The organism is Phytomonospora sp. NPDC050363, from assembly GCF_040655735.1.
Taxonomy (GTDB): Bacteria; Actinomycetota; Actinomycetes; order Mycobacteriales; family Micromonosporaceae; genus Phytomonospora.
In genome coordinates this window covers 590,658-615,307 of the sequence record NZ_JBFAKK010000001.1, presented here as the reverse complement: position 1 = coordinate 615,307, position 24,650 = coordinate 590,658, and the positions used below count along the sequence as shown (strand labels likewise).

Below are 24,650 nucleotides of genomic sequence, written 5' to 3'. Positions count from 1 at the left end.
TGGGGCCGCTGAGTGCGCGTCGTCCCACCGCGGAGCCGTCTTCGGTCTACCCGCCCGGGGGACGCCGGCGGCGCGAGTCCCCCGTGGGCGTGACGCGGGCGTCGGGGCCACGGGGGACGACAGGCGCCGCGCCCTTGGGAAGAATGATCACCGTGAACCCCACCAGAGCCGCCGCGTTGACCCGGAGGACCATCGGGACCTACGGATGGCAGCCCCTCGCCGCCGTTCCGCTGTCGCTGCTGGCCTTCGCCGAGGCGCTGCGCGTCGGCGACGTGCCCTTGGTGGTCGCTTTGCTGGCCGGTCTCTCCGCGACGGTCCCGCTGGTGGTCTCACGTGCCTACCCGGTGACCGTCGCGATCGCCGTCACCGTCGCCACGATGCTCACTCCCGTGTTCTACACGCGCCCGACGGTCAGCGGCGTGATCAGCGTGCTGCTCGCCTGGTTCACGCTGCTGTACGGCCGCCTCGCCGAGGTGCGCGCCGAGGCGGTGGCCCGCGACGAGGCGCGGCGCGAGATGGAGCGGTCCATGGTGGAGTTCACCGCGCTGGGGGAACGCGCGCGCATCGCGCGCGAACTCCATGACGTGGTCGCCCACCACATCTCGATGATCTCGGTACAGGCCGAGACAGCCCGGCTGACCACGGTCGGGATGCCCGAGGAGGGCGCGCGCAGGCTCCTGGCGATAGGTGAGACCGCCCGCACCGCGCTCACGGAGATGCGGCGACTGCTCGGCGTGCTCCGCGAGGACACCGGTGAGGAACCCGACCGGGCGCCGCAGCCCGGCCTGCACCAGCTGCTCGACCTCCTCGACGAGAACCGGGCCGCCGGGGGCGGGCGGACCCGGCTGATCGTCTCGGGGCGGCTGGTCCCCCTGGACGCGGGGGTGGAACTGGCCGCCTACCGTGTCGTCCAGGAGTCGCTGACCAACGCGCGCAAGCACGCGCCGGGCGCGGCCGTCGACGTCGAGCTCGACTACGCCGCCGACCGGCTCGGCCTGCGGGTGCGCGACAACGGACCCGGCCCGCGACCGCTCCCGGGTTCGGCCGGGCACGGGCTGCTGGGCATGCGCGAGCGGGTGAACAGCGTCGGCGGGCGCTTGCGAACGGGACCGGCCCCGGCCGGCGGATTCATGGTGGAGGCGAGCATTCCGGTGGGCGAGCGATGAACTCGGTGCGGGTGGTCGTCGCCGACGACCAGGAGATCGTGCGGGCCGGTTTCGCCGCGCTGCTGGGCACCCAGCCGGACCTGACCGTCGTCGGCACCGCCGGGGACGGCGCCGAGGCCGTACGGGTGTGCCGCGATACCACACCGGACGTGGTGCTCATGGACGTGCGGATGCCCGCCATGGACGGGATCGAGGCGACGCGCGTGATCACCGGCGGGGCACACCCGCCCCGGGTGCTGATGCTGACGACCTTCGACCTCGACGAGCACGTCTACGACGCCCTGGTGGCCGGTGCCAGCGGCTTCCTGCTCAAGGACGTGACCGCCGAGCGCCTCTTCGACGCCGTGCGCGTCGTGGCGGCCGGGGAGGCGCTGCTGGCGCCGAGCGTGACACGGCGGCTCATCGGCGAGTTCGCGCGGCTGCGGCCGAGACCGGCCCCTCCCCGGCTGAGCGAGCTGACACCGCGCGAGGTGGACGTGCTGAAACTGATCGCGGCCGGTCTGTCCAACGGTGAGATAGCCGCGCGGCTCGTGGTCGGCGAGGAGACCGTCAAGACGCATGTGAGCCGGGTCCTGCACAAACTGGCGCTGCGCGACCGCGCGCAGGCGGTCGCGGTCGCCTACGAGTCCGGGCTCGTGGTGCCGCGCGCCGAGGAGTGAGACGAGCGCGCGGTGTAGACGGTGTTGGCCGACTCGCCCCCCTGAAGGGGATTGGCGAAGCGGACCACGTGCGTCTTCACCTCGCCGAAGGCCGAGGCGAGCACGGCGGTGTAGTCCTCGTCGGGCGGGTCGTTCGACCAGAGACTGAACACGCCACCGGGGCTGAGTCGCCCGGCGAGGCGGGCGACGCCCTCGGGTTCGTAGAACGCGGCGTGGCGAGGGTGGAGCAGGTGACGGGGCGAGTGGTCGATGTCGACGATCACGGCGTCGAAGCGGTGGCCGGGACGTTGCGGGTCGAGGCCGTCGCCGGACGCGGCGAGCGCGAAGAAGTCACCGTGCAGGAGGCGGCAGCGGGGGTCGGCGGTGAGTTCGGCGCCGATCGGGATGAGGCCGTCCTCGTGCCAGCCGATGACCTCGCCGATGGCGTCGATGACGATGAGGTCGCCGACGCGGGGGTCGTCCAGGACGGTCTTGGCGGTGTATCCCAGGCCCAGCCCGCCGACGGCCACGGAGAGTCCGGCGCCGCCGAGTTCGGCGAGCGCGAGCCGGGCGACCTCGACCTCGGCGACGGTGAACAGGCTCGACATGAGGAACTCCTCGCCGAGCTTGACCTCCAGGATGTCGATGCCGGTGACCGGTTCGCGGCGTCGCCGCAGGCTGATCTCGCCCATCGGCGTCGGCCGGAAGTCGAGTTCCTCGAAGCGAGCGCCCACGTGTCCCCCTCGTCGTGCCGCGGCATCGAGGGCTGCTCCCGGCGGTTGTGGGAGCAGCATTTCACGACGGGCGGTGTTCGCCGTTCCCTGGGTGGGGCCTGCGGTAGCCGAGGGTCTGGTGGGCGCGGTGGAAGCCGAGGGATTCGTAGAGGCGGCGCGCCGGGACGTTCTCGGCGTTGTGGTTGACCGTGACGGTGGCGATGCCCTGGTCCGTCATGAGGCGCATGGCGTGGAGCATGACGGCGCGGGCGAGGCCGAGCCGCTGGAAGTCGGCGTGGGTGCCGACGGGTTCGAAGTGCCCGATGGAGTTGCGCGGATCGGTCCAGTAGACGGTGAAGGCGGCGACGCGGCCGTCGTGGGCGACGGCGAGGATCTCGCGTCGCGGGTCGTAGCCGGGTTTGTCCATGAACTGCTCGCGGTAGGCCTCGCCGGTCCAGTCGTCGTCGAAGGAGGCGTTGCGGGCGGCGGCGAGGCCGGCGGCGTCGTCGAAGCGGGCGGAGCGGACGGTGAAGCCCTCGGCGACCGGCGGGCCGGCGAAGGGCTCGTCGAGCGCGCGTTCGCGCACGTCGTCCCAGATCCGGAACTCCGTGAAGCCGGCGCCGGACAGCAGGCGGCGGCGGTCGGTGTCGGCGGCGAACACGTCGGTGAGGATGTGGGGGTCGGCCGGGTCCGGGGCGTGCAGCCGCGCGGTGCCGGCGGCGGCGAAGTCGATCATCTCCAGTTCGGCGTCGCCGCCCCTGTGGCGGGGCGCGGTGAACACGTCGAAGGAGTTGCCGAAGCGGGTCATGATCGCCAGGCCCGCGAGCCCTTCGGTGTCCTCCCAGAGGTGGACGGTCTCGCCGACCGGGCGACGGCCGCGCAGGTTCTCGTAGACGCGGTGGGGAATCTCGCCGATGTGGTCGTATCCGATCCGGCCCGCGGCGGCGATCCAGTGGGACATGGTGTCGAGGACGCGGGGCAGATCACTGTCGGCGTAGGGGCGTCGGGTCAGGCTCACGTTCGGATTTATACCCGTTGGGGCGGCCGGGTGTCGCGTGACTTCGACGGTCCGGCACTGGCTATCGTCGCGGAATGGATCTCCCCGCCGCCCGGATGACCGCCCAGTCGCTGACGCGGCCGCTGCCCTCGGCTTCGGCCGTCGTGCGTCACCTCGTCGGGGTGCAGTCGCAGAGTCCGTGGGTGGCGCCCCACGTGATCCGGCCGCGCGTGGCGCCCGGGGCGGGGCTGGAACCGTCCGATGTGGTCCGGACCTGGGTCATGCGCGGAACCCTGCACATGGTCGCCGCCGAGGACGCCGGCTGGCTGGTCGCCCTGCTCGGCCCGGTCTTCGCCGCGAAGACCCGTCCGCGTCGCCTCCAGCTGGGTCTCACCGACGAGCTGCTCGCCCGCGCGGTGCCGGCGGTGGTCGCCGCGCTTCCGGCGACCCGCGGCGAACTCCTCGCCGTCGCCGCCGCCGAGGGCGTCCCGGAGGGACAGGCCAGGGCACACCTGCTCTCCTACGCCTGCATGGCCGGTGAAGCCTGCATCGACACCGGCGAACGCTTCGTGACGGTGCCGGAGACCTCGACGCCGGCCGATCCGCTCGCCGAACTCGCCTCGCGCTACCTCGCCGCGCACGGTCCGGCAGAGGCGGCCGACTTCGCCGCCTGGTCGGGTCTCCCGCTGTCGCGGGCGCGCGGCGCCGTTCCGGGGCGGTCGGCCGCACCGGAGGCCGACCCGGTGCCACGGGTGCGGCTGCTCGGTCACCTCGACCCCTACCTGCTCGGCTACGCCGACCGTTCGTTCGCGCTCGATCCGCGACGGTCTGCACTGGTACAGCGCGGCGGCGGCTTCCTCCAGCCGCTGGTGCTCGTCGACGGCCGCGTGGCCGGAACCTGGAGCCGGGAACAGAAGGCGGGCGGCGTGGAGGTCGCCGTCGACGCCTTCGACGACGTGCCCGCCGCCGAACTCGACAACGAACTGGCGGCCCTCGGCACGGCGCTCGGCCGGCCGGTTTCGCTTGTTCGCCCTCGCGTGGACATCGCCTCGCGGGACGATCAGGGGCATGGACGAGCTTGAATTGAGCGACCTCGAGACCGAACTGCTGCGCGACCTGCACGGCAGGCTCCAGAACGTCGACGACGTTCCGGCCCTCGACCTGGCCGCGGAGGACTCGCCGCGCCGCACGCAGGTCGAGGACGCGCTTCGCCGCCTGTACGAAGGCGACTACATCGACGGCTTCGTGCCCGACGACCGCGACTACCCCGTGATGATCGAGTCCCTCACCTCGAAGGGCCGCCAGGCCCTGGGCTGAGACCCCGTCGACGCCGCCCGCGCCCAGGCGCGGGCGGCGTCCTCCCGCTTGGTGTCAGCAGCCGTGCCAGGGCCGGGAGCGCAGCGAGCTCGTCCTGCCCCCGAAACCGTCGAGGTTGCCCGAGTAACCCGGAGAGACGACCTGAACGGCGCCCTCGTAGCCGGCGTGCTCGTAGACGCACCAGTTGTCGTCGGTCAGGTTCCAGAACCAGTTGACGTTGTCGTTGAGCACGCCGCCGGCCCAGCCGCCGAGGTCGTAGACGCCATCGGTCAGCGTCCCCTGCCGGGGCGGTTCGTCGTCGGTGTAGATGCAGAAGGCCCCTCGGTTGCAGGAGATCTCCTCGGGCTCCGCGGCCGCCGCCGGCGTGGGCGCCAGGAGCGCCGATCCGGCCACCGCAGCGAGCCCGCCGATGGCCAGAGTGCGTGTGCGCACTGACATCTGTTCGTTCCCCCCTCGTGTACGGCCGCACCGAAAGCGCGGCCACCCACGAACACCCTCACACGTGATTCAGGCGGAAAAATCATGCTATGGGGGGAATCCTACGTAATGCTTGAGTATCAGGTAATATCCGACGTTCGGTGACTTCTGCGCCTGGAAGTCCTGACGGTGGCAACGGGCCCGCGGGGCCGCCCCGGGGCGGGTACGTCGACAGCGCGGACGCCGTTGACGGCATCGTCCGCGGTGGACAGAACTGGGCGCGCGATCAGTCGAACAGACTGGACACGAAGTCCCCGAAGCCCTGGCCGACATCGCCGATACCGCTGAGGATGGTGCTGACGATGCTCGCCGCCTCCGAGGGCCGGTACGCGATGAAGAACACCACGAATGCCAGCGCCGCCCATGGAATCAGTTTCTTCATCGTGGTCGCGATCCTTCTGCAGTGGGTTCTCCGAGCGGATCGGAGCTTCTGTACCGAGAATAGTGAGCCCCGCCCACGCCTGCCCCGGAACGTCCGGTCACGGATCGGTCACGGTCAGGAATGCGACGGTCGCAGGCGGGCGTGTCCGGGCTGCGCGGGGCCGTTTTCCGGACGGATCCGCAGGCGAGCGGCGAGAGGACGCCTCCGCCGGCCCCGATCCCTTGCGCGGCGGGCGATGAACAGGGGCGGGGCGATCGCCGTTGTTGTGGGTGCCCAAGTGACCGGGAGTCTCGTCCCGGACGGATCGGCGCCGGGAGCGCCTGCGGCGAGGGAAAGTGGGCGGCGTAGGGAAGGTGGGCAGAGTTCAGCGGTCGTGGCGGTAGAGGGCGCAGGCGGTCAGCACTCCGGCGTCGGCGGCCAGGAAGAGGACCGGCCGCTCGCGCGGCTCGAAGCGGCCACCGGTGAGCGCTTCGCCGAAGGCGACGGCGAGGGCCGAGGTGTGCGTGTCGGCGGCCGGAACGTGCACGCGGGCCGGCGAGACGCCGAGCCGGCCGGCGAGTTCGGCGCCGAACCCGGGCGTCGGCCGCATGGTGACGATGTCGGCCTCCCCGGGCCGCAGACCGTTGCCGGCGAGGTGTTCCGCGGCCAGGACGGCGCATTGCTCGGCGAGCCGGGTGCCGAGCGCGGGGTCGCGTTCCACGGTGATCGTCGCGCGGCCGGTGTCCCCGGCGGCGGCCAGGTCGAGGTATCCGCGCACGCCCGGTTCTTCGCGGACGGGCCGGAACGCGACCGGACCGAAGCCGCCGTCCGCACGGTCGAGGACCATCGCCGCCGCCGCTGCCGTGTAGGGGAAACCGACGGCGGGTTCTCCGGAAGGGTGTCCGTCGCCGGAGACGATGAGCGTCGCCTCGCCGGTGCCCGTGAGGGCGTCGGCGAGGTGAACGGCGGTGAGCAGGCCGCAGGCGCCGTTGAGCAGGTCGAAGGACATCAGCGGCGGTCCGTCGCGGCCGTCGAGGTAGTCGAGGTGCAATCCGCTCTCCTGCTGCACGAGCGCGGCGACGGCGGGTTCGATGAGGTTGGCGTCGCGGTAGACGCCGACGTTCACCAGCGTGTGCACCGTGGACAGTCCCGCGAGATCGAGGGCGCGGCGCACCGCCGAGGCGGCACGGGAGACGCCGGTGCCGCCGGTCCCCGCCTCGACTCCCACGGCCCGGATCCGCAGTCCCATGTCAGACCTTCACCGAGGAGACCGTCGCCGAGAGGAACCCGCTGACGATGCCCGAGGCGGCCACGACCATGAGGAAGGGCCCGCCCAGCGGGTGCTCGCCGCGTTCGAGCTGGTCGTGGAGGACGACGAAGTGCGAGGTCGTCGCGGTGTTGCCGAGTTCGGCGAGAACCGTCGGCGAGGGCGGCGCGGCCTCGCCGGAGACGCGCGCGGCGAGGCGGTTCATCCGGTCGACCGCGGACGCCGAGATCTGGTGCTGGATCAGGCGTTCGTGGCGGGCGTCCGCCCAGGCCCGGCCGCTGCGGGCGAAGGTGTCGGCGATGAATCTCGCGCCGCCCTCCATCCGTTCGGGGTGCTGCTGGCCGCGCGTGTCGGTGTACATGGCGATGCCCGGCCCTTGATCGCTGGGCAGTGCCAGGCACAGTCCCGAGTAGCCGGCGGAGGTCTGGAGGTGGACGTCGTGGATGCGGTCGGCGGGGTCGGCCGAGCCGTCGACCAGCACGGCCACTCCCGAGTCGCCGACCGTCAAGGAGGCGAACCGGGGATCGCGGGCCTGCCGGAGCTCGCGCGCCGCGGTACGGCTGATGGCGGTGGCCTGCTCCCCGCTGACGACGAGCCCGCGCCCGGCCTTACCCGCGCGGATGAGCCGGTCGAGGAGGAGGATGCCGGTCATCGTCCCGGCGCAGGCGTTGCCGACGTCGAAGGTCAGTGCGGCGGTGGCGCCTATCTCGCGGGCGATCCCGGCCGCGAAGGACGGCTCGAAGGTGAGCCTGCCCGCGCGGATCCTGGTGATGGAGGCGGACACCACGACGTCGAGATCGGCGGCGGCGTAGCGCGATCGGCTGAGACAGTCGGCAGCGGCGGCTACGGCGAGGCTGTGCGAGTCCTCGCCGAGGGACGGGTCGCACATGCGCCGGGTCTTGACCCCGGTCACCTTCTCGACGACGCCCGCCGGTACGGGGGTCCCGGCGAGGAGTTCGGCGTTGGTGACGACCGTCGGCGGCAGGACGCAGCCGAGCGACTCGATGCGGCTGTGCGACGGCTTCGCGTCAGGCACGGGCGAACACCAGGACGACGTTGTGGCCGCCGAACCCGAAGGAGTCGCTGACGGCGATATCGACGGCCTGCTTGCGCGCCTCCCCGACGACCAGATCGACGTCGAGGTCGGGATCGGGGACCGTCAGTCCTCCGATGGGAGGGACGACCCCGTCGCGGATGGACAGCACGGTCAGCGCGGCCTCGACCGCCCCGGCCGCTCCGAGCGGGTGGCCGAGGGCTCCCTTGGCGGAGGTCACGCTCGGACCGTGCGGCAGGACCCGCGCGATCATGGCGGCCTCGATCCGGTCGTTCGCCGGTGTCGACGTGCCGTGGGCGTTGACGTGGTCGACATCGGCGGGGTCGACGCCGGCGTCGGCGAGCGCGTCGCGGAGCGCGCGCTCGATTCCCGTGCCGTCGGGAAGGGGCGCGACGAGGTGGTGGGTGTCGCCGGTGGTGGCGTGTCCGCGCAGGACCGCCAGCGGTACGGCGCCTCTGGCCCGCGCGTCGACGGCCCGTTCGAGGACGAGCGCGCCCGCGCCCTCGGCGATGACGAACCCGTCCCGGTCGCGGTCGAAGGGCCGCGATCCCTTGCTCGACAGCGCGCCCAGGCGCGCGAAGCCGGTCGTGACGAGCGGCGTGACGGCGGCCTCGGCACCGCAGGCGAGGGCGATGTCGCAGCGGCCGGCGGTCAGCAGATCGGCGGCGAGCGCGACCGCGGAGGCGCCCGAGGCGCAGGCGGTGGCGACGTTGAGGGCCGGTCCGCCGGTGCCGAAGCGGATCGAAAGCTGGGCGGCGGCCATGTTGGGCAGGAAGGACGGGTGGAAGTACGGGGAGACGTCCTGCGGTCCGCCTTCGGCGAGGCGGGCGGCGGCGCCGTCGTAGGTGTTGACTCCCCCGATTCCGCAGCCGGTGACGATCGCGACCCGTGTGCCGTCCCATGTGGATGGACCGAGTCCGGCCATGGCCAGTGCCTCGGCGGTGGCCGCGAGGGCGAGGCGGGCGAAGGGATCGAGCTGCGCGCTGCCGGGACCGGGCGGGACCGGTGGCGTGCCGGGTACGCGGCAGCTCAAGGTGGGCGGCAGGCCGGTCAGGGCGGGGTCGATCGCGGCGGACGGGCGTCCGTCGAGGACGTGGCCCCAGGTCGAGGGGGCGTCCATGCCACCGGCGGTGACGAGGCCGACGCCCGTCACCGCCACGACCGTCCCTTCTGGATTCACTCGCGGCTGTCCCGCGACTCGATGAGTTCGACGAGCCCGGCGACGGTGACGAGGCCGATCTCCTCTTCCTCGATCGTGACGCCGAAGCTGTCCTTGAGCTGCAGGGTCAGTTCGACCACCGCGAGGGAGTCGACGGCGAGTTCGCCCATGGGGACGTCCGGGCCGATGGCCTCGCGTTCGACGTCGAGTTTGCCGACGAGGATGTCGGCGACGGCGTCGAGGCTCGGTCGGGTCAGGTTCACGGTCTCTCCTTACTCCGTTTCGGCCACGGGGGTCAGTGGGCGCCGGGGCCAGCGCAGTGTCGTCGAACCCCATGCCAGCCCCGCGCCGAAGGATGTGAGCAGGACCCGGTCGCCGGGCCGGGCCCGGCCGGAGCGCCACAGGTCCCACAGGGCCAGGGGGATGGAGGCGGCGCTGGTGTTGCCGACGCGGTCGAGGTGCACGACGCGGCGTTCGGGCGCGACGCCGAGGCGGTCGGCGACGGCGTCGAGGATGCGCCGGTTCGCCTGGTGGGCGACCAGCCAGTCCACGTCGGAGGCGGGCAGGCCGGCCTGTTTGAGCGCCCGGTCGGCCGAGGCGCTCATGTGGTCGACGGCCTGCCGGAAGACCGGCAGTCCCGCCATGTGGAGGTAGTGGCCGGAGGCGTCGGGCGCGACGCCGTCGGTGCGCTGGCGGGATCCGCCGGCGGGGATGGTGATGAGTCCGGACTGGCTTCCGTCGGAGCCGAGGTCGAAGGGACCGAAGGAACCGGAGCCGGACGGTGCCGCCTCGATCAGCGCGGCGGCGGCGCCGTCGCCGAAGATGACGGCGGTGTTGCGGTCGGAGGGATCGACGATGGTCGACATCGCGTCGGCGCCGATCACCAGGGCCCGCTCGGAGACGCCGGCGACCACGAGCGAGGTCGCGGTGGCCAGGGCGTGCACGAACCCCGCGCAGGCGGCGCCGACATCGAAAGCGGCGGCACCGGTGAGGCCGAGTTCGGCGGCGACGATGGGCGCGGTCGCCGGGCCGGGATGGTCGGGGGTCATCGTGGCGAGGACGACGGTGTCGATCGGGCCCTCGTCGGCGGCGACGAGCGGTGCGGCGGCCTTGACGGCGAGATCGGAGGTGGCCGTGCCGGGATCGACGTGCCGGCGGCTGAGGATGCCGGTGCGCTGGGTGATCCACTCCTCGGGGAGGCCGAAGCGGTCGATGAGCTCGTCGTTGTCCACCGCGCGGGGCGGCAGCCATCCCGACAGTCCGGTGAGGACGGCGGAGACCGGCACGGGCGTTCCTCGAAGTAGACGACGTAAACGGGCGAAACGCCCCAACTCCGCATAGCCTAGCCAAGTACGGAATTCGGTCAGGCCCGGGGTCGGATGTGGAAGTCCTCGCGACGCAACTCCCGCTTCCGCTCTCGTTGCCACCAGGTCGATCCGGACATCCGGAGGCGGATGCGCCGGCGCTCTTCGAGGTACCAGCTCTCGCAGCCGCCGATGCTCCAGACGGCGCGGCGAAGAAGAGTCCGCCAACCGTCGCCGAACATCCGAGGGGCGTCGGCGCGGGCCTCGATGGAGGCGGCGGTGTCCAGGACGTCGAGAGCCTGCCGGACGTAGCCGATCCGCCGTTCGACGGGGACCGCCGAGTCACGGGCGCCGGCGATGTCCGGCCCGGCGAGCCAGAACAGGTTCGGGAACCCGCTCACACTGACACCCAGGAGCGCCTCGGCGCCCTCCCCCCACGCGTCCTCCAGCCTCCGGCCGCCGCGCCCGACGACGGTCCCCCGGGCGAACTCCCGGTCGCCGAGAACGCCGGTCACGCGCGTCCGCCCTCCCGCCGGGTCGACGGAGCGATCCCGGCGCCCGGAGCGCAATGCCGCACCGGCGAAGCTCTCCGGCCCGAAGTCCGCCGGGCGGGCCGGGTCGCACAGCGTCCCGACGGCCATGACGACCGCGCGGGCCCGGTGGCGCGCGCCGTCGGCGGTGCCGACCGTCCAGGCGGCCCCGGCCTCGTCGTAGACGGCCGAGCGCACGTCGGCGCCGCAGCGGATGTGCGGCGTGACCCCGAACTCCTCGGCGCAGTGACGCAGGCTGCCGCGCCAGGCGCCGCCGATGTCGTCGGCGCGCTCCAGCAACGCGAAGTCGTGGCGCCCGGCCCGCTTCAGCGCGATCGCCATGCCGATTCCCGCCAGCCCGGCACCGATGACGATGACCTCGTACACCGCGCCCTCCCCTATGGTCCCGCACGGCCCGGCGGGCCGCTCCCGGCGGGGAGGGTAGCAAATCCTGGCAAAACCCGCCAAGACGGGCGCTCACGGCTCCCGCTGTCTCGACCGCGAGGGCTCAGCTCCGCGTCGCCGCGGCGAGGAAGAGCGGCACCGCGAGGAACATCCGGTCGGCCCGCGCCCGGCGGGACTGTTCGAGCGTCCAGCGGGTCTCCTCGTCGCGGCTGACGGCCCCGGCCGCCCGCGCCGCCGAGACCAGGCCGGTCACCATCGGAAGCATCGCCGGACCGGTCAACACTCCGGTGTGGACTTCGACGGCGACATCGGTGAAACCGCCGTCGAGCAGCAGGTTGCGATAGGCCCGCGCCACCCGGGGCGAGGTCACGGTCTCCGCGCGGGCCAATACGATCCGCGCGGTCAGCTCCGGGTCGGCGGATTCGACGATCAGCGAGGCCCAGTCGTGTCCGACGAGGACGATCCGGCCGCACGGCGCGAGCACGCGGTGGGCCTCCCGGAGCGCGCCGGCCGGGTCGGGGATCTCGTGGAAGACCTTGTCGGCCCGGTATCCGGCGAGTTCGCCGTCGGCGAAGGGAAGCGCCTCGGCGCCGGCCTCCCGGATGTCGGCGCCGGGGCGCCGGGACACCGCCTCGGCGACCATGCCCGGGTCGGAGTCGACACCGACGGCTTCGGCTCCGGAGGAGGCCAGCTCGGCGACGGCGAGGCCGGTGCCGCAGCCGACGTCGGCGACACGGGAGCCGGGCCCGGTCCGGAGCAGTTCGTAGGTGCGGGCCCGCAGCGCGGCTGCGCCGGGCAGGTTGTCGGAACGGTCGAGGAGGCGGATGAGCGCTTCGGTTGACATGCCGCACATGCTGCGACTTAATGTCGGCATGAAGTCAAGCCTGGCGATCGGGGACGCCGCCGCCCGCTTCGGTCTTCCCGCGCATGTGCTGCGGCACTGGGAGTCGATGGGCCTGCTGTCACCGGCGCGGGTCGAGGGCGAGCGCCGCCGCTACGGCCGCGCCGACCTGGAGCGCATCGCGATCATCGTGCGCGCCAAGGAGGCCGGGCTCGGACTCGCCGACATCGCGGTGATGCTGGGCTCGGGTCCCCCGGCGCGGCGGGCGGTCCTCGAACGCAACCGCGACGAGCTGCGCGCCCGCATCTGCGCCGCGCGCGAGTCGCTGGCGCTGCTGGAGCACGCGCTCGCCTGCGGGCACGAGGATGTGGCGTCCTGTCCGCGCTTTCGGGCGCTGGTCGCCGAGCGCGTCGGCCTGCCGGTGGGCGAGTCGCCTTGACAAACACTTTTACCCTTCGGGTGTCTTCCGCGAGTGTCCGAGCCTGGAGTTGCGCGTGCCTAGTGCCGATGAAGCGCCCGATGCCCTGAAGAACCCCGATCCGCCTTCGCCCTCGCAGCCGGACACGGCGAGGCTCCCACGCGGCCTGACCGTGCTCGTTCTGGTGACCGCGCTGGTCGTCGTGCTGGGCGCCTATGTCGCGCTGCGTTCCGACGACGCCGTCGACGTGGTCGAGGACTTCTTCGCCGCACTGGTCGCCAAGGACGTCGAGGGCGCACTGGAGAAAGTGGGCCGCATCGGCTACGGCGTCCCGTACGGCGAGCGCGCAGCCTTCCTGCATCCCGACGCGATCGCCGACGGGTGGCGGTTGCTGGACGCGGAGTTCGTCGACTCCGGGATCGACACCTATGTCGAAGTGACGATCGGCGACGAGGAGTCGCGGACCTCGGGACGGCTGGAGGTCACCGACTTCGGTGGCGAGTGGAACATCGTCGATCCCTTCGTCGAGGTCGAGTTCTCCGCGACGGCGTTCACGTACCTGGCCGTCAACGACCGGCAGGTCGTGTGGTCGCGGCTGCACGAGCACTACGTGGGCGGCATGTTCGCCGGTGGCCCGGTCGAGCTTCTGCCCGGCCGGTACAACTTCTTCGGGGCGGCGGCGGGGACAACGGGCGCACCCGCTCCGGCGGTGGATCTCCTGCCGCCGGACGACGACCGGTCCGATCCGCTCAAGCTGTCCCCGCCGGCCGTCGCGCTGACGCCGGAGACCGCCGCGGCGGTTCAGGCGCAGGGCGACGCACTGCTCGACGACTGCGCGCGCTTCACGACACCCAATCCGCACGGGTGCCCGTTCGGGATCGGGGACGTGTTCGCCAGGGATGAACGCAACGGCGTCTACGACCTCCACGACATCGAGTGGGAGGTCTTGCGGCGGCCGGCGCTGCTGGTGGACGGAACCCTGGCCGGTGATCCGCCGACCGGGATGGCCGTCACGACCACGGATCCGGGTCTCGTGCGGCTGACCGCCACCGGCGAGATCGACGGGGACGACGTCCGCTTCACCGCCGACTGCGTCGCCGACACCGGGTCTCTGCGCGTCGCGCTGCGGCCCGACGGGACGCCGGAGCTCTACGACGTCGGTGTCTTCGGGCCGTTCGGCTTCCAGCTCACCGGCGAGATCGGCACCTGCGTCTACAAGGGGGAAGTGTGAGCCGTACCGGGATCACCGCACCGTGGTGGACGCAGTTGCGGTGGCTGGCGACGATCGCCGCAGCCGTCTCCGTCCTCGTCGCCGGTGTGCTCGTGACCGCCGCCGTCCTCGGCGAACGCCCGGAGAGCGTCGTCGTCGAGTACCTGACCGCCCTGGAGAACCGCGACGCCGAGCGCGCCCTCGAGTTCGCCTCCGAGGTGAGCGGACTCGACTCGCTGCCGCACGACCTGCTGGTCCCCGAGGCGATGTCGGCCGGCTGGACGGCGACCCGGGTGGTCCGCCGCCACAACGAGGACGACGAACCCGCCAACGTCGACGTGACGATCACCGCCGCCGATGGAACGTCGCGGGAAGGACGCTTCGCGGTCGCCCTCGACGAGGACGGCGACTGGCGGATCCTCAACCCGCTGGTGAAACTCGGCGTCGAGGGCATTCCCGCCGACTTCGTCGAGTTCAACGGAATCCGCAGCACCGAGAAGGAGCTGTGGGTCTTCCCCGGCGTCTACCGGGCCTATCCGAGCCTCGAAGGGATCGTGGACCTGCCCGACTTCGTCGCCGTGCCGGTCGACGGCGGCGGCTGGTCCGAGGACCAGGACTACACGGCCGCCACCTCGGGCTACCTGCCACTGTTCGGCTTCGCGCCGGACTTCGCCGCCGCCTTCGAACGAGACGTGAAGGCGTGGATCGACGCGTGCGCGGCCACCTCCGAACCGAACCCCGGGAAGTGCCCGTTCCACGCCGGTGACGATCTCAGCGACGTGCGGCTGGCCGACAACGCCTACGAGGCCGAGACCGTCGTCTGGGAGGTCCTGAGCTATCCGGTGGTGCGGCTGACGCAGAGGACGGGCGCGTTCGACGTCGTCGTGGTCGAGCAGGGCGAGATCCGGATCAGCGGGGAGGGCGAAGCGAGGTACGAGGACGACGGGGAGCCGCGAAGGTTCACCGGGACGTGCTCCGTCCGGATGGACGGTGCCACGGCTGTGCTCACCGCCGACGGTTTCGCCCTGGCGCCGGGATCCCACCCGTCCACCTGTGCCCTCCCGTACCTGTGATCACTCCCTGACCGGCGTGAACCCCACGTCCCGCCACAGCGGCCGGGACGGCGCGGCCACGCCCAGGTCGGGCCCGGAACCGGTGTGCCACAAGCGAACCGGGCCGCCGTCGGCGCCCAGTGCCGGCCAGCCAGGATCGCCCGTCGCGGCGAAGTCCGCCCACGCCCGCGACATCCGTTCGGACAGGTCGCGGTCGGCCTCGTCGGGCGGACCGCCGATCAGGAACTCCAGGCTCGGGTCGTCGATCGTCCCGAACGCGAAGGGCACGTCGGCGCAGTGCCACGGCCGGACCCCGGCGCGGCGGCGCTCGAAGCGCGACAGATGCGCCCGCGGCGCCTTCTCCGCCAGCCGGGCGCCGTACTCGCCGAAGAGCTGGTCGCCGTAGATCGCCAGGTAGACGTCGAGGTTCGACGCGCCGGGCATCAGCGTCCGGTAGCCGTCGGCCATCGCGTCGGGAAGGCCGTGGTCCTTGACGAAGGCGGCGAGTCCCTCGGGAGTCGTCACGTCCTTGGCGCTGCCCACGGCGTGCAGGAGCCAGTACTCGTCGGCGGTGGAGCAGACGAGCAGGTCGACGCCGGATTCGGCGATGCCGGAGAGCGGGTCGACGGGCAGGGTGTCACCGTCGATGATGGGCGCGTAGAGGACCGGATCGTAGTGGCGCCAGCCGGACCCGGGATCCTCGCGGTACCCGGCGGCGACCCGGTCGGTGGCCGCGACCAGCGTCGCCGGCGTGGCCGCCAGCAGTGACTTCGCCTCGGCGGTGACCCCCGCGGAGGCGGCGATCAGCCGGGCCGTCTCCCGCCCGAGCACCGGCTCGTAGAAGGGGCTGGCGACGCTGTGCAGGATCGCCCGCCCGAACAGGCCGCGCGCCGCGGGCATGACGGCGAGCGCCGCCACCGACGCCGCCCCCGAGGACTGGCCGGCGACCGTGACGTTGTCCGGGTCGCCGCCGAAGTCGCCGATGTTGTCGCGCACCCACCGCAGCGCGGCGATCTGGTCGAGCAGTCCGCGGTTGTCGGGGTGCATGCCTCCGGGCACGTGCCCGAAGCCCTCGAAGCCGAGCCGGTGGTTGACCGTCACGACCACCAGGCCGTGCCCGGCCAGGTTCGTCCCGTCGAAGTCGGGTTGCGCCGAGGAGCCGAAGGTGTAGGCGCCGCCATGGATCCAGACCAGCACCGGCATGCCGTCGCCGGCGCCGCCGGTCGTCCACACGTTGAGGGTGAGCACGTCGGTGTCGCCCGGTGCCCAGGCCGGTGCGCCGGGCAGTGCTGCCGACTGCGGCACGATCGGCCCGAAGGCCGTGCACTCCCGGATCCCGTCCCAGCGCGCGGCCGCGCGCGGCGCCGTGAAGCGCAGGGGGCCGAAAGGCGGTGCGGCGTACGGGATCCCGAGGACGGCGGCCACGCCTGCCGCGGCCCGGCGTCCGTGCACGCGGCCGCCCGTGGTGGTGAAGTCGAGCATTTGGGGAGCGTAACCGGGGAAGGGCCGCCCTCGCCCGCATCGGGCGCGCGTGTCCTCGGGGAGGCGTGGGGCGCGGGCCGGACTCTTCGACGCGCGGGGGCGGGGACATGCGTCCCCGCCCCCGCGCGTCTGCGTTCTACGCTCCCGCGAGGAGTCCCGCCAGAGCTTCGGCCGACTCCGGGTGAGCCGTCAGGAGGGCGCCGACCTTCGGGTCGCCGGCGGCACCGCCACCGGTGGCGCCCGGCTCGCGCCAGCCGGGCTCGCAGCCCAGGAGTGCGGCAAGCGCGTCGGGGGTGTCTCGGTGGGACAGCAGGAGTTCGGTGACGGGACCGCTCTCGACGGCCGGCCCCGACGTGTTCTCCCGTGCCGGTGCAGCCGTCCAGGGCGGCACCCAGGAGTCCACGGCCGCCAAAGTGCCCGGGAAGGTGCGCCCGGCCTCCTTGATGAGCACCGGGACCAGTTCGGCCGAGTGCTCCCGCAGGGTCGTGATCAGGGTCGGCAGCCACGGCAGCAGGACGCTGTCGGGAAGCCGGCCGAACGCGTTCGAGATCAGTTCGACCACGAAGGGCGTGAGCACCGGGACCGGGTCGAGCGCCTGCACGAACCCGCTGAGGTACTGCGGGAACGCAGGCACCACCAGCGGGTTGGCGAGCAGGGCGTCGCAGCGCTCCCGTAGTTCGGCGATCGGCAGCAGACCGAGTTGCGTGTGCGCCGCCCACAGCAACGCGGTCTTGCCCGGCGCCTCCGGGTGCGACTGCTGCACCGCCAGCTCCAGCTGCGCCCGGTCGCAGCCGAGCGACAGGGCCAGGCTCTCCATGCTGAACAGGAAGCCCAGCATGGCCGCGACCTGGCGGATGCCGGTGGCCTCGTCGATGAAGGCCGTCGGCAGGAGCGTGCAGTAGTGGGCGTATCCGGCCGTGACGAAGTCCTGGCACCAGGCCGGCAGCTCCGGGCTGTTCGCCCGGTAGTAGGCCTGGAGCCGCCGGATGTGCTTGAGCACCTCCGGTGCGTCGTCGACGGTGCGCTCGGCGGCGAGCAGGTCGACGGCGCGGGCGCCGAGCTCGTCGGTGAAGCGCGGGTTGGACAGGTACAGGATCGAGTCCTCGACGGCCTGCAACGCGGTGGCGGCCGTGGCACCGTCCTCCCACACCGCCTTGCGCAGCCGCTGTTCGAGGACCTGCTCGATCGTCACGCCCTCGTAGCCGAGTTCGATCAGGGCCCGCTGGTTGCGGCCGATCGCGAGGTCCCAGCTCTCCTGGATGGATCGCTCGCCGAGCTTGCGGGCGCCCATGATCGGGCGCGCGGTGTCGCCCGGCATGAGGCGGCGCAGCATCCACAGCAGATCCGAGCAGGGCCGCAGCGCGTCGTCGGCGGCCAGGTCGAGCAGGACCCGCTGGATGTTGCGCTTGGTCAGGTCGTACCCCAGCGGCGCGAGGCGGTCGTAGACGTCGCGCGCCAGCGGAGGCAGGGAGTGGTAGCCGACCTGGCCGATGCGGTCGCCGCCGAGGAGGATCTCGCACAGGCGCCGCACGTCGCGGCGTCCCGGAACGCTGTCCTTCTCGATGCAGGTCACCGCGGCGTCCTGGAAGTCGTACGGCGTCGGCCGCGCGCGGTCGCGGATGCCGGCCAGCAGGATCGACGTCTCGTAGACCGCGATGGCGTCGGCGGTGCTGGCGAGGTAGCCGTTCCTGCGGGCGAGCCGGACGATGTCGACGCACCAGCCGAGCAGCTCGGCCTCGTCGAGCCCGCCCGGCGCCGGCGGATTGGCGAGGAAGCCCGACAGCCGGTCGGTCACCGGCCCCGCCGCGGCCGGCGCGACCGCCTTCGCGGCCTTCTTGGCGGGCTTCTTCTTCGCCGCCGGCTTCTGCCCTTCGAGCCGATACGGTTTGACGCCGTAGCGGGCGACGGACTTCGTCCAGGTCGCCGAGGCGATCGACACCGAACCCGACGCGAGACCGAACTGGGCCTCGATGGCGGAGTTGCTCGACGGGATCAGGCCGTACAGCCAGCGCGTCGCGCTCGGCTCGGTGATCTCGTAGGTGTCGCTGCCGGCGACGCCGAACTCGGCGACCCTGCTCGCGGCGTGGAAGGAGCCGCAGATGTACAGCGCGTCCTGCGGCTTCGTCCCGGTCGCGGCGAGGTGCTGCCGCATCCGCGTCCACATGTAGCGCTCGCGTTCCTCGTCGCGGTCGTTCTTCGCCGAGCCCGCCGGGCGCAAGTGGCGAAAGAGGCTGCCGATGAGGACCATGACCTGGCGGTAGGTGTGGTAGTCGGCGCCCGCGAGGGGCTGTTCGACGTACTGGTCCCACCATTCCGACCAGTGCCGCACCTTGCCGTGGTGGAGCAGGTGCTCCTCCAGTTCGGCGAAGCGCGGGCGCAGGTCGCCGATCTCCAGGCCGACGGCGTCGCCGTGCAAAGCCTGGCCCTCGGCCGGGTCCTCACCGTCGGCGTCGGCGTCCTCGGCGGCCACCGGACCCTGCGCCTCGGCGGGGTCGTTCTTCGGCAGCCACTTGAAGACGTGGTCGCTCGACCGGTCGACGCACACCAGCTCGACGTCGGGCGTGGTGAGCGCGTAGGCGATCGCCTGGTACTCCGCGGAGGACTCGGTGATCGGCGCGATCACGCTGAGCGGGCCGAACCCGGGCGGGAAGCCGTCCAGGTCGGTCGCGTACGCCTGCAACGCCACGGGGAGGCGGCAGTTGGTCAGCTCCGCGAGCAGCGGGCGCAGGTCCTCGCACATCTCCACGTAGACGACCTTGGGCTGCTTCTCCCGCAGCCGCCGGGCCATCGCCAGCGCTGACGAGGGCGAATGGTGGCAGACCGGGAAGATCTCCAGCTCCTCGCTCAGGGCCCGGTCGACGTCGTCGACCATGCCCGACAGGATGCCGGGCAGGGCGCCGGGGGCATCGGAGAAGGCGGCCGCCGCGTCGAGGAGTTGTTCGCGGAGCGCTCCGAAGGGACCTTCGGTCATGAGAGTGTGGCGATCGCCTGACGGCCGCCCTCGAGGAAGCCGTTCCACTCTCCGCCGTCCTTCTTGCTGCGCGGCTCGATGACCCCGTGCCAGTACTTGTTGAGGATCGCCAGGTCCTCCGGTGTGCGGCGGGCCAGCGACCCGACGAGCGAACCGGCGAGCGTCTCGGCGCGCAGGGTACGGTCGCCGAAGAAGTGACTGTGCAGGATCGCGTCCTCCAGCACGCCGATCTGCTCGGCCGTCGACAGCGCCGACTCGAGCTTGTCGTCATCGCTGGTCGCCGAGGCCGCGGCGGCCCGCAGGTCGGCGAAGCTCTGCAACAGGATGTCGAGCAGGTTCGGCGGCAGGTCGAGCTCGATGCGGTGGCGGTCGAGCAGCTCGGTGGTGCGGAAGCGGACGATCTCGGTCTCGCTCTTCTTGTTGCTCACCACCGGGATCCGCACGAAGTTGAAGCGCCGCTTGAGGGCCGAGGACAGGTCGTTGACGCCCTTGTCGCGGCTGTTGGCGGTGGCGATGATCGAGAAGCCGGGCTGGGCGAAGACGATGTTGTCGTCCTCCAGCTCGGGGATCGAGACGTACTTCTCCGACAGGATGGAGATAAGCGCGTCCTGGACGTCGCTGGTGGAGCGGGTCAGCTCCTCGAAGCGCCCGATGACGCCCTGCTCCATGGCGTTCATGATCGGCGAGGGGATCATCGACTCGCGCGACTGCCCCTTGGCGATGACCATCGAGACGTTCCACGAATACTTGATGTGGTCCTCGGTGGTGCCGGCGGTGCCCTGGACGACCAGGGTCGAGTTGCGGGAGATGGCCGCCGACAGCAGTTCGGCCAGCCAGCTCTTGCCGGTGCCCGGGTCGCCGATGAGCAGCAGTCCGCGGTCGGAGGCGAGGGTGACGATGCTGCGTTCGACGAAGCTGCGGTCACCGAACCACTTCTGGGCGATCTCGCGGTCGAGGCCGTCGGAGCGCTCCGAGCCGAGGATGAACAGCCGCACCATCTTCGGGCTCAGCCGCCAGGAGAACGGCTTCGGGCCGTCGTCGACCGACTCCAGCCAGTCCAGCTCTTCGGCGTACTTGACCTCGGCGGGCGCGCGCAGGATCTCGTTGGACATTGTGGTGGCTACTCCTAGGTGAGGAAGTACTTGAGCTCGAACACGAGTTTCTTGATGTGACCGGAGAGCACCGGGGTGCCCAGGTCCTTGAAGCGCTGGCGGAACCAGGGGTTGACGCTCTGCGCGCCGCGGCCGTTGACCGCGCCGACCGGGATGAACTTGACGCCCGAGCGGTGCAGGGCGGTCATGCTGTCGAACAGCTCCCGCTCGCGCCACTCGTAGTAGTCGGAGATCCAGACCACGACCGTGTTGCGCGGGTCGGCGATCTTCGGTTCGGTCAGCGCCATCGCGGCCGTGCCGTCGGTTCCGCCGCCGAGTTTCGTGCGCAGCAGCACCTCGAAAGGGTCGGCGACCCACGGCGTCAGGTCGAGCGCGCGCGTGTCGTAGGCGATCAGGTGGACGTCCACCTTGGGCAGTCCGGTGAAGATCGAGGCGAGGATGGTGCAGTTGACCATCGCGTCGACCATCGAACCGGACTGGTCGACGACCACGATCAGCCGCGCGGGCGTGACCCGCTTGGCGGTCTGCTTGTAGAAGAGCTGGTCGACGTAGAGCCGCTGGTCCTCCGGGCTCCAGTTGGTCAGGTTCTTCCAGATCGTGCGCTGGAGGTCGAGGTTGCGGAACACCCGCTTCGGCGGCACCGAGCGGTCGATCGTGCCGACACTGGTCTGCTGCACCTGGGTGCGCAGAACCTCGGCGACCTCGTCGACGTAGCGGCGGATCAGGGCCTTGGCGTTGGCCAGGGCGAGGCCGGAGAGGTTGTCCTTGTCCCTCAGCAGCTGCTCGATCAGCGACATGCTCGGCGTGAGCCGCTTGGCCAGCTCGGGATCGCCGAGCACCTCGCGCAGGCGCATGCGCTTGACCAGGTCGCCTTCGATGCCGGCCAGCACGGCGGCCAGTTCGGCGTCGCCGGCTCCGTTTCCGGTGCCGATGCCGGGGGCGTTGCCCGCTCCCCTGCCGCGCAGGTCGCCGGGCTTGCAGCCCATCGCGCGTTCCAGCCAGCCGGCGTCGTTCTGCCAGTCGGCGAGCTGTCCGGCGCTGACGTCGCCGGCGCCGGTGGCGAATACGTTGAGCAGCAGCTTCGAGACCAGGGCGGCCCGCCGGACCTCACCGGGGCCGGGTCCGGCCAGAGTGAGGGACCCGTCGAGGTCCTCGGTCTCGGCGGGCTCGTTCGCGGCCGCCTCGGGGCCGGACTCGGGTTCCGGTGCGGAATCGAGCGCCGGCTCAGGGGTCGAAGCGGCCCGCACCGCATCGTTCTCGCCACGGGTCTGCTCGGCGATGAGGCCGTCGAACTCCTCGGCCAGTTCGGGGAAGCGCTGGACGAGGTTGTCCAGTGAGACGCCCGGGTCGAGCAGGGCCGGCGGGAGGCCGATGTCGTCGACGATCGCGACGCTCGACGCCTCCAGCGAGTTCTGCTCCTCGCTGCCGAACACGCGCGCCAGGAGGCGCCAGTAGAGGATCTGGCGGCGGTTCTCGTCGGGATTGATCTCCGGTGCGGTCATTTGCGCAGCAACCGTCCCGCTCGCTCGCGCAGGACCGCGACGGCGTCGCCGGCCCGTGCCGCGGCCTTGACGATCTTCGGGTCGGTCGGGCCCTGCGCCCAGTCGGCCGTGTGCGCCTCGGCGGGCTTCTTCTTGACCGTCGCCTGGAGCGCCAGCGGCTGGAGGGTCCAGTCCCCTGCATCCCAGCGGAGCAGGCCGAGGCAGGCCGTGGAGGCCGCGAGGAGTTCCTTGGTGATCGGGCCAGCGGCCGGCAGGCGGTCGAGGTCGATCGCCACGGTGCCGCCGCCGAGGTCGAAGGTCAGCGAATCCTCGGCGGCGGAGACGGTGTAGCCCTCGACGAGGACCGGTTCGGCGATGCGGGCCGGGTGCCTGTCGAGCGGCTGGGATGCGGGCGCGACAGCCGCCGGCAGCCGAACGCGGGCGGTGGTGAAGGGGTCGGCGGGCTCGCCCGGGGCGGCGTGCTCCTCAATCCAGACGAGGTCGCCGCCGTCGAGAAGCGGCATGCCGGTGAGCTCTATGGAGCGGCGCTCGGCGAGCGCCGTGGTGAGGACCGGGTGGTCGGCGAAGAGCTTCCACACCGCGGGCCCGACGATGGTGTCCACCTTGGCCGCCGAGACGGCGGCGCGGACCAGGCGGACGGCGCCGTCGGGGGTCTCCAGGATCCCGTGCACCTCGATCTGGACGGCCGTGGCGTGCTCGTGGAGGTCGGCGCCGAGGACCATGAGGCGGCCGGTGACGGCTTCGGCCGTAGCCGCGCCGGTCCACGCCGACTGGGACAGCAGGACCGCGCGCGTCCACAGGTCCGCCCAGCGGCGGGCCGGGATGAGCTCCATGGTCGCCACCGGGCTGGCCGTGCGCAGTTCGGCGGCGAGGCCGTCGAGGAGCACGGCGAGACGGCGGGAGGCCGGGTCGGACAGGACCGCGTCGATCGCCTGGGCGCCACCGGAGACGAGTTCGTGGTCGACGCCGTGCCAGCCGGTGATGGCCAGTTCGCCGAGCCAGGATCGGGCGCCTCCACGCGGTCCGCCGGCGGCTTGGGCCGGGGTGGCGCCCGCCTGCCAGGGCGCGCGGGTGCGACCGAGGGCGGTGTCGAGGCCGGTGAGGAGTTCGTCGTGGACGGCTCCGAGGAGCGCCGAGCGGGCGGCGGCCAGGGCGGCGAGGTGCTCGTCGCCGATGGAGCCGGCCTTGATCTTCTCGATGGCCTCGCCGACCCGGTCACCGAGGGGGGTGACCGCCACGGCGGAGGCGAGCGCGGTGAGGGCCGCGGTCTGCTCGCCGCCGAGGCGGCTGAGTCCGTGGACGAGGGCGTCGTCGAGTCCGTCGACGACGGCGAGGGTCTCGGTGACGCCCGGCTGGGCGGCGGCGAGGACGGCGGCCAGTTGCGAGGCGAGCATCAGCGCACCGCCCCGGACGCCGGGAACCAGTGGAGTTCGGGGATGGGGCCGCTGGTGGTCGGCAGCTCCAGGTAGCTCAGGTGGCGAAGGAAGCGGGCGAAGACGACCGCGGCCTGGGTGGAGGAGCTGGTCCCGTTGATCTGGTCGAGGATCTCGAAGGTGTCGTCGGCCTCGACACGAAGGAAGCGGCCGACGCGTTCACCGCCGTACTGGGTCACGGCCTCGGTGACCATTGCCTTGATGTGGTTACAGGCCCAGCGTCCGCCGAGGCCGCCGCAGGGCCGGTTGTTGTTGGTGCTGCAGCTGAGGGCGTGATCGGCCGCGCCGATCGAGGACACGTACACGCGGGCGGGGTCCGAGCCGCTGGACACCACGCCCTGCAGCCGTCCGTCGGCCATTTCGACGAAGGGGACCTTCGCCAGTTTGCGGGCCTGTACGAGTGGGAGCACGCGTACCGTGCTCCGCCGCTCGTCACCGGGCCTGTCCGACACCAAGACCATCGACCTCCAACCGCTGTGAGGACGGCGTCGGGCCGCTCCACGGCGGCCACGCCGGCACGGACAAGGCGTCCGTGGTGCGGTTTTTATACCCGACACGTGCGACACCGCGGCTTGTGCGTGCGAAGCCGGAAGCGGTGCCGCAGGTGGGAACGGGTGGGCGGGAGCACAGGTCCGCGGGCGTCCACGGTCGGGAGTCGCGGGGACGCGGGGGCACCGCTAGGTGCTCGGGTGGCGACCGGTGGTGAGGTGCACTGGTGGGCGGGCGCGAAAACGCAGGGACCCGGGCGCGTGCGCCCGGGTCCCTGCGATGCGGCGGGAGTTCGGTGTCCCTCACTCCTTGGGAGTGACGAACTCCGGCAGATCGAGTACGCGCAGCCAGCTGCCGTCGGCCTGCTTGCGGACCACCTGGGCGCGGGCGCCGGCGCCGTCCTTCGGCGGTGTGGAGGTGAGTGCGAGCTCTCCGCTGATCAGGGTCGGCAGCGGCGTCTCCAGTTCGAACTTCGGTCCGTGCTCCAGCACCGAGGCCCACAGTTTCCGGATGGCCTCGCGGCCGACCGTCTGACCGCCGGGCGGGTAGGCGAGCACGGCGCCCTCCTCGTAGAGCGCGGCGACCCCGTCGGCGTCTCCGGCGTTGGAACGCTCGACGAACAGGCGCGTGATGTCCTCGGGACGCATGGCCTTCTCGTATTCGCTCACGGTGTCTCCTCCTCAAGATCGTTTGTTCGATTCCCAGTCTGCGCCTACCGGAAACAGAAGTCCAACAGATGGTTCTTCTGGGAG

The 24,650-nt window shown here is 72.0% G+C and carries 25 protein-coding genes; 7 read left to right on the top strand and 18 right to left on the bottom strand.

Annotation, left to right across the window (positions count from 1 at the left end; translation table 11 throughout):
• Positions 1 to 152 precede the first annotated feature (152 nt).
• Together AB0I28_RS02640 and AB0I28_RS02635 are read left to right on the top strand one after the other, a co-directional pair.
• Positions 153 to 1,166: a sensor histidine kinase gene (locus AB0I28_RS02640; protein ID WP_357488928.1), complete on the top strand. Its 1,014-nt coding sequence runs from the start codon at positions 153 to 155 to the stop codon at positions 1,164 to 1,166.
• Positions 1,163 to 1,825, top strand: a complete 663-nt coding sequence (locus AB0I28_RS02635) for a response regulator transcription factor (protein ID WP_357488927.1) — start codon at positions 1,163 to 1,165, stop codon at positions 1,823 to 1,825. Before AB0I28_RS02640 ends, AB0I28_RS02635 begins: the two co-directional genes overlap by 4 nt.
• Here the strand turns inward: AB0I28_RS02635 and AB0I28_RS02630 are convergent.
• Positions 1,786 to 2,538: a spermidine synthase gene (locus AB0I28_RS02630; RefSeq protein WP_357488926.1), complete on the bottom strand. Its 753-nt coding sequence runs from the start codon at positions 2,536 to 2,538 to the stop codon at positions 1,786 to 1,788. The two genes, AB0I28_RS02635 and AB0I28_RS02630, sit on opposite strands and share 40 nt — an antisense overlap.
• A gap of 61 nt (positions 2,539 to 2,599) precedes the next feature.
• Positions 2,600 to 3,535 (bottom strand): GNAT family N-acetyltransferase, encoded by a 936-nt coding sequence (locus tag AB0I28_RS02625; protein WP_357488925.1) that lies wholly within the window; start codon positions 3,533 to 3,535, stop codon positions 2,600 to 2,602.
• A gap of 74 nt (positions 3,536 to 3,609) precedes the next feature.
• On the opposite strand from AB0I28_RS02625, the gene AB0I28_RS02620 reads away from it, so the two are divergent.
• Together AB0I28_RS02620 and AB0I28_RS02615 are read left to right on the top strand one after the other, a co-directional pair.
• Entirely contained in the window at positions 3,610 to 4,596 is a 987-nt protein-coding gene (locus tag AB0I28_RS02620; protein ID WP_357488924.1) for a crosslink repair DNA glycosylase YcaQ family protein, read from the top strand.
• A complete protein-coding gene (locus tag AB0I28_RS02615) occupies positions 4,583 to 4,831 on the top strand; it encodes a hypothetical protein (protein ID WP_357488923.1) in 249 nt (82 codons plus the stop codon). Before AB0I28_RS02620 ends, AB0I28_RS02615 begins: the two co-directional genes overlap by 14 nt.
• Positions 4,832 to 4,885: 54 nt before the next feature.
• Here AB0I28_RS02615 and AB0I28_RS02610 read toward each other — a convergent pair whose 3' ends face one another.
• The 9 genes from AB0I28_RS02610 to AB0I28_RS02570 form a co-directional block, all read right to left on the bottom strand.
• A complete protein-coding gene (locus AB0I28_RS02610) occupies positions 4,886 to 5,269 on the bottom strand; it encodes a peptidase inhibitor family I36 protein (protein ID WP_357488922.1) in 384 nt (127 codons plus the stop codon).
• Positions 5,270 to 5,534: 265 nt separating this feature from the next.
• On the bottom strand, positions 5,535 to 5,690 hold the full coding sequence (locus AB0I28_RS02605; RefSeq protein ID WP_357488921.1) for a hypothetical protein: 156 nt from the start codon (positions 5,688 to 5,690) through the stop codon (positions 5,535 to 5,537).
• A gap of 364 nt (positions 5,691 to 6,054) precedes the next feature.
• A complete protein-coding gene (locus AB0I28_RS02600; protein WP_357488920.1) occupies positions 6,055 to 6,918 on the bottom strand; it encodes a hypothetical protein in 864 nt (287 codons plus the stop codon).
• A 1-nt stretch (position 6,919) separates the two neighbouring features.
• A complete protein-coding gene (locus AB0I28_RS02595; protein ID WP_357488919.1) occupies positions 6,920 to 7,972 on the bottom strand; it encodes a 3-oxoacyl-ACP synthase in 1,053 nt (350 codons plus the stop codon).
• On the bottom strand, positions 7,965 to 9,149 hold the full coding sequence (locus AB0I28_RS02590; RefSeq protein WP_357488918.1) for a beta-ketoacyl-[acyl-carrier-protein] synthase family protein: 1,185 nt from the start codon (positions 9,147 to 9,149) through the stop codon (positions 7,965 to 7,967). Before AB0I28_RS02590 ends, AB0I28_RS02595 begins: the two co-directional genes overlap by 8 nt.
• 17 nt (positions 9,150 to 9,166) lie before the next feature.
• Complete coding sequence (locus tag AB0I28_RS02585; RefSeq protein ID WP_357488917.1) at positions 9,167 to 9,412, bottom strand: phosphopantetheine-binding protein; 246 nt, start codon at positions 9,410 to 9,412, stop codon at positions 9,167 to 9,169.
• 9 nt (positions 9,413 to 9,421) lie between these two features.
• Entirely contained in the window at positions 9,422 to 10,435 is a 1,014-nt protein-coding gene (locus tag AB0I28_RS02580; RefSeq protein WP_357488916.1) for a beta-ketoacyl-ACP synthase III, read from the bottom strand.
• 77 nt (positions 10,436 to 10,512) lie between these two features.
• On the bottom strand, positions 10,513 to 11,370 hold the full coding sequence (locus tag AB0I28_RS02575) for an NAD(P)-binding protein (protein WP_357488915.1): 858 nt from the start codon (positions 11,368 to 11,370) through the stop codon (positions 10,513 to 10,515).
• Between the two features lie 121 nt (positions 11,371 to 11,491).
• Positions 11,492 to 12,232 (bottom strand): methyltransferase domain-containing protein, encoded by a 741-nt coding sequence (locus AB0I28_RS02570; RefSeq protein ID WP_357488914.1) that lies wholly within the window; start codon positions 12,230 to 12,232, stop codon positions 11,492 to 11,494.
• 28 nt (positions 12,233 to 12,260) lie between these two features.
• On the opposite strand from AB0I28_RS02570, the gene AB0I28_RS02565 reads away from it, so the two are divergent.
• From AB0I28_RS02565 to AB0I28_RS02555, 3 genes are read left to right on the top strand one after another with little or no spacing between them, the layout of a single operon-like run.
• Complete coding sequence (locus AB0I28_RS02565) at positions 12,261 to 12,668, top strand: MerR family transcriptional regulator (RefSeq protein WP_357488913.1); 408 nt, start codon at positions 12,261 to 12,263, stop codon at positions 12,666 to 12,668.
• Positions 12,669 to 12,723: 55 nt separating this feature from the next.
• Positions 12,724 to 13,878, top strand: coding sequence for a hypothetical protein (locus tag AB0I28_RS02560; protein ID WP_357488912.1), 1,155 nt, complete (start codon positions 12,724 to 12,726; stop codon positions 13,876 to 13,878).
• A complete protein-coding gene (locus AB0I28_RS02555) occupies positions 13,875 to 14,930 on the top strand; it encodes a hypothetical protein (RefSeq protein WP_357488911.1) in 1,056 nt (351 codons plus the stop codon). Before AB0I28_RS02560 ends, AB0I28_RS02555 begins: the two co-directional genes overlap by 4 nt.
• On the opposite strand, the gene AB0I28_RS02550 is transcribed toward AB0I28_RS02555, so the two are convergent.
• The 7 genes from AB0I28_RS02550 to AB0I28_RS02520 form a co-directional block, all read right to left on the bottom strand.
• Positions 14,931 to 16,391, bottom strand: coding sequence for a carboxylesterase family protein (locus AB0I28_RS02550; RefSeq protein ID WP_357488910.1), 1,461 nt, complete (start codon positions 16,389 to 16,391; stop codon positions 14,931 to 14,933).
• Between the two features lie 136 nt (positions 16,392 to 16,527).
• A complete protein-coding gene (locus AB0I28_RS02545) occupies positions 16,528 to 19,362 on the bottom strand; it encodes a DUF5682 family protein (RefSeq protein ID WP_357488909.1) in 2,835 nt (944 codons plus the stop codon).
• A complete protein-coding gene (locus AB0I28_RS02540) occupies positions 19,359 to 20,474 on the bottom strand; it encodes an AAA family ATPase (RefSeq protein ID WP_357488908.1) in 1,116 nt (371 codons plus the stop codon). Before AB0I28_RS02540 ends, AB0I28_RS02545 begins: the two co-directional genes overlap by 4 nt.
• A gap of 14 nt (positions 20,475 to 20,488) precedes the next feature.
• Entirely contained in the window at positions 20,489 to 21,976 is a 1,488-nt protein-coding gene (locus tag AB0I28_RS02535; RefSeq protein WP_357488907.1) for a VWA domain-containing protein, read from the bottom strand.
• A complete protein-coding gene (locus tag AB0I28_RS02530; protein WP_357488906.1) occupies positions 21,973 to 23,370 on the bottom strand; it encodes a hypothetical protein in 1,398 nt (465 codons plus the stop codon). Before AB0I28_RS02530 ends, AB0I28_RS02535 begins: the two co-directional genes overlap by 4 nt.
• Entirely contained in the window at positions 23,370 to 23,870 is a 501-nt protein-coding gene (locus tag AB0I28_RS02525) for a hypothetical protein (RefSeq protein ID WP_357488905.1), read from the bottom strand. The genes AB0I28_RS02530 and AB0I28_RS02525 overlap by 1 nt, the downstream gene beginning before the upstream one ends.
• A 330-nt stretch (positions 23,871 to 24,200) precedes the next feature.
• The gene (locus AB0I28_RS02520; protein WP_357489285.1) at positions 24,201 to 24,545 is read right to left on the bottom strand and encodes a nuclear transport factor 2 family protein; all 345 of its coding nucleotides are present in this window, start codon (positions 24,543 to 24,545) and stop codon (positions 24,201 to 24,203) included.
• Between the last annotated feature and the right edge of the window lie 105 nt (positions 24,546 to 24,650).

What these genes read in the sequence shown, in the direction of transcription:
- AB0I28_RS02635 (WP_357488927.1), top strand. Translation starts at nt 1,163, where the DNA reads ATGAACTCGGTGCGGGTGGTCGTCGCCGACGACCAGGAGATCGTGCGG.
- AB0I28_RS02620 (WP_357488924.1), top strand. Translation starts at nt 3,610, where the DNA reads ATGGATCTCCCCGCCGCCCGGATGACCGCCCAGTCGCTGACGCGGCCG.
- AB0I28_RS02615 (WP_357488923.1), top strand. Translation starts at nt 4,583, where the DNA reads ATGGACGAGCTTGAATTGAGCGACCTCGAGACCGAACTGCTGCGCGAC.
- AB0I28_RS02610 (WP_357488922.1), bottom strand. Translation starts at nt 5,269, where the DNA reads ATGTCAGTGCGCACACGCACTCTGGCCATCGGCGGGCTCGCTGCGGTG.
- AB0I28_RS02605 (WP_357488921.1), bottom strand. Translation starts at nt 5,690, where the DNA reads ATGAAGAAACTGATTCCATGGGCGGCGCTGGCATTCGTGGTGTTCTTC.
- AB0I28_RS02600 (WP_357488920.1), bottom strand. Translation starts at nt 6,918, where the DNA reads ATGGGACTGCGGATCCGGGCCGTGGGAGTCGAGGCGGGGACCGGCGGC.
- AB0I28_RS02570 (WP_357488914.1), bottom strand. Translation starts at nt 12,232, where the DNA reads ATGTCAACCGAAGCGCTCATCCGCCTCCTCGACCGTTCCGACAACCTG.
- AB0I28_RS02565 (WP_357488913.1), top strand. Translation starts at nt 12,261, where the DNA reads ATGAAGTCAAGCCTGGCGATCGGGGACGCCGCCGCCCGCTTCGGTCTT.
- AB0I28_RS02550 (WP_357488910.1), bottom strand. Translation starts at nt 16,391, where the DNA reads ATGCTCGACTTCACCACCACGGGCGGCCGCGTGCACGGACGCCGGGCC.
- AB0I28_RS02545 (WP_357488909.1), bottom strand. Translation starts at nt 19,362, where the DNA reads ATGACCGAAGGTCCCTTCGGAGCGCTCCGCGAACAACTCCTCGACGCG.
- AB0I28_RS02540 (WP_357488908.1), bottom strand. Translation starts at nt 20,474, where the DNA reads ATGTCCAACGAGATCCTGCGCGCGCCCGCCGAGGTCAAGTACGCCGAA.
- AB0I28_RS02535 (WP_357488907.1), bottom strand. Translation starts at nt 21,976, where the DNA reads ATGACCGCACCGGAGATCAATCCCGACGAGAACCGCCGCCAGATCCTC.
- AB0I28_RS02530 (WP_357488906.1), bottom strand. Translation starts at nt 23,370, where the DNA reads ATGCTCGCCTCGCAACTGGCCGCCGTCCTCGCCGCCGCCCAGCCGGGC.
- AB0I28_RS02525 (WP_357488905.1), bottom strand. Translation starts at nt 23,870, where the DNA reads ATGGTCTTGGTGTCGGACAGGCCCGGTGACGAGCGGCGGAGCACGGTA.
- AB0I28_RS02520 (WP_357489285.1), bottom strand. Translation starts at nt 24,545, where the DNA reads ATGCGTCCCGAGGACATCACGCGCCTGTTCGTCGAGCGTTCCAACGCC.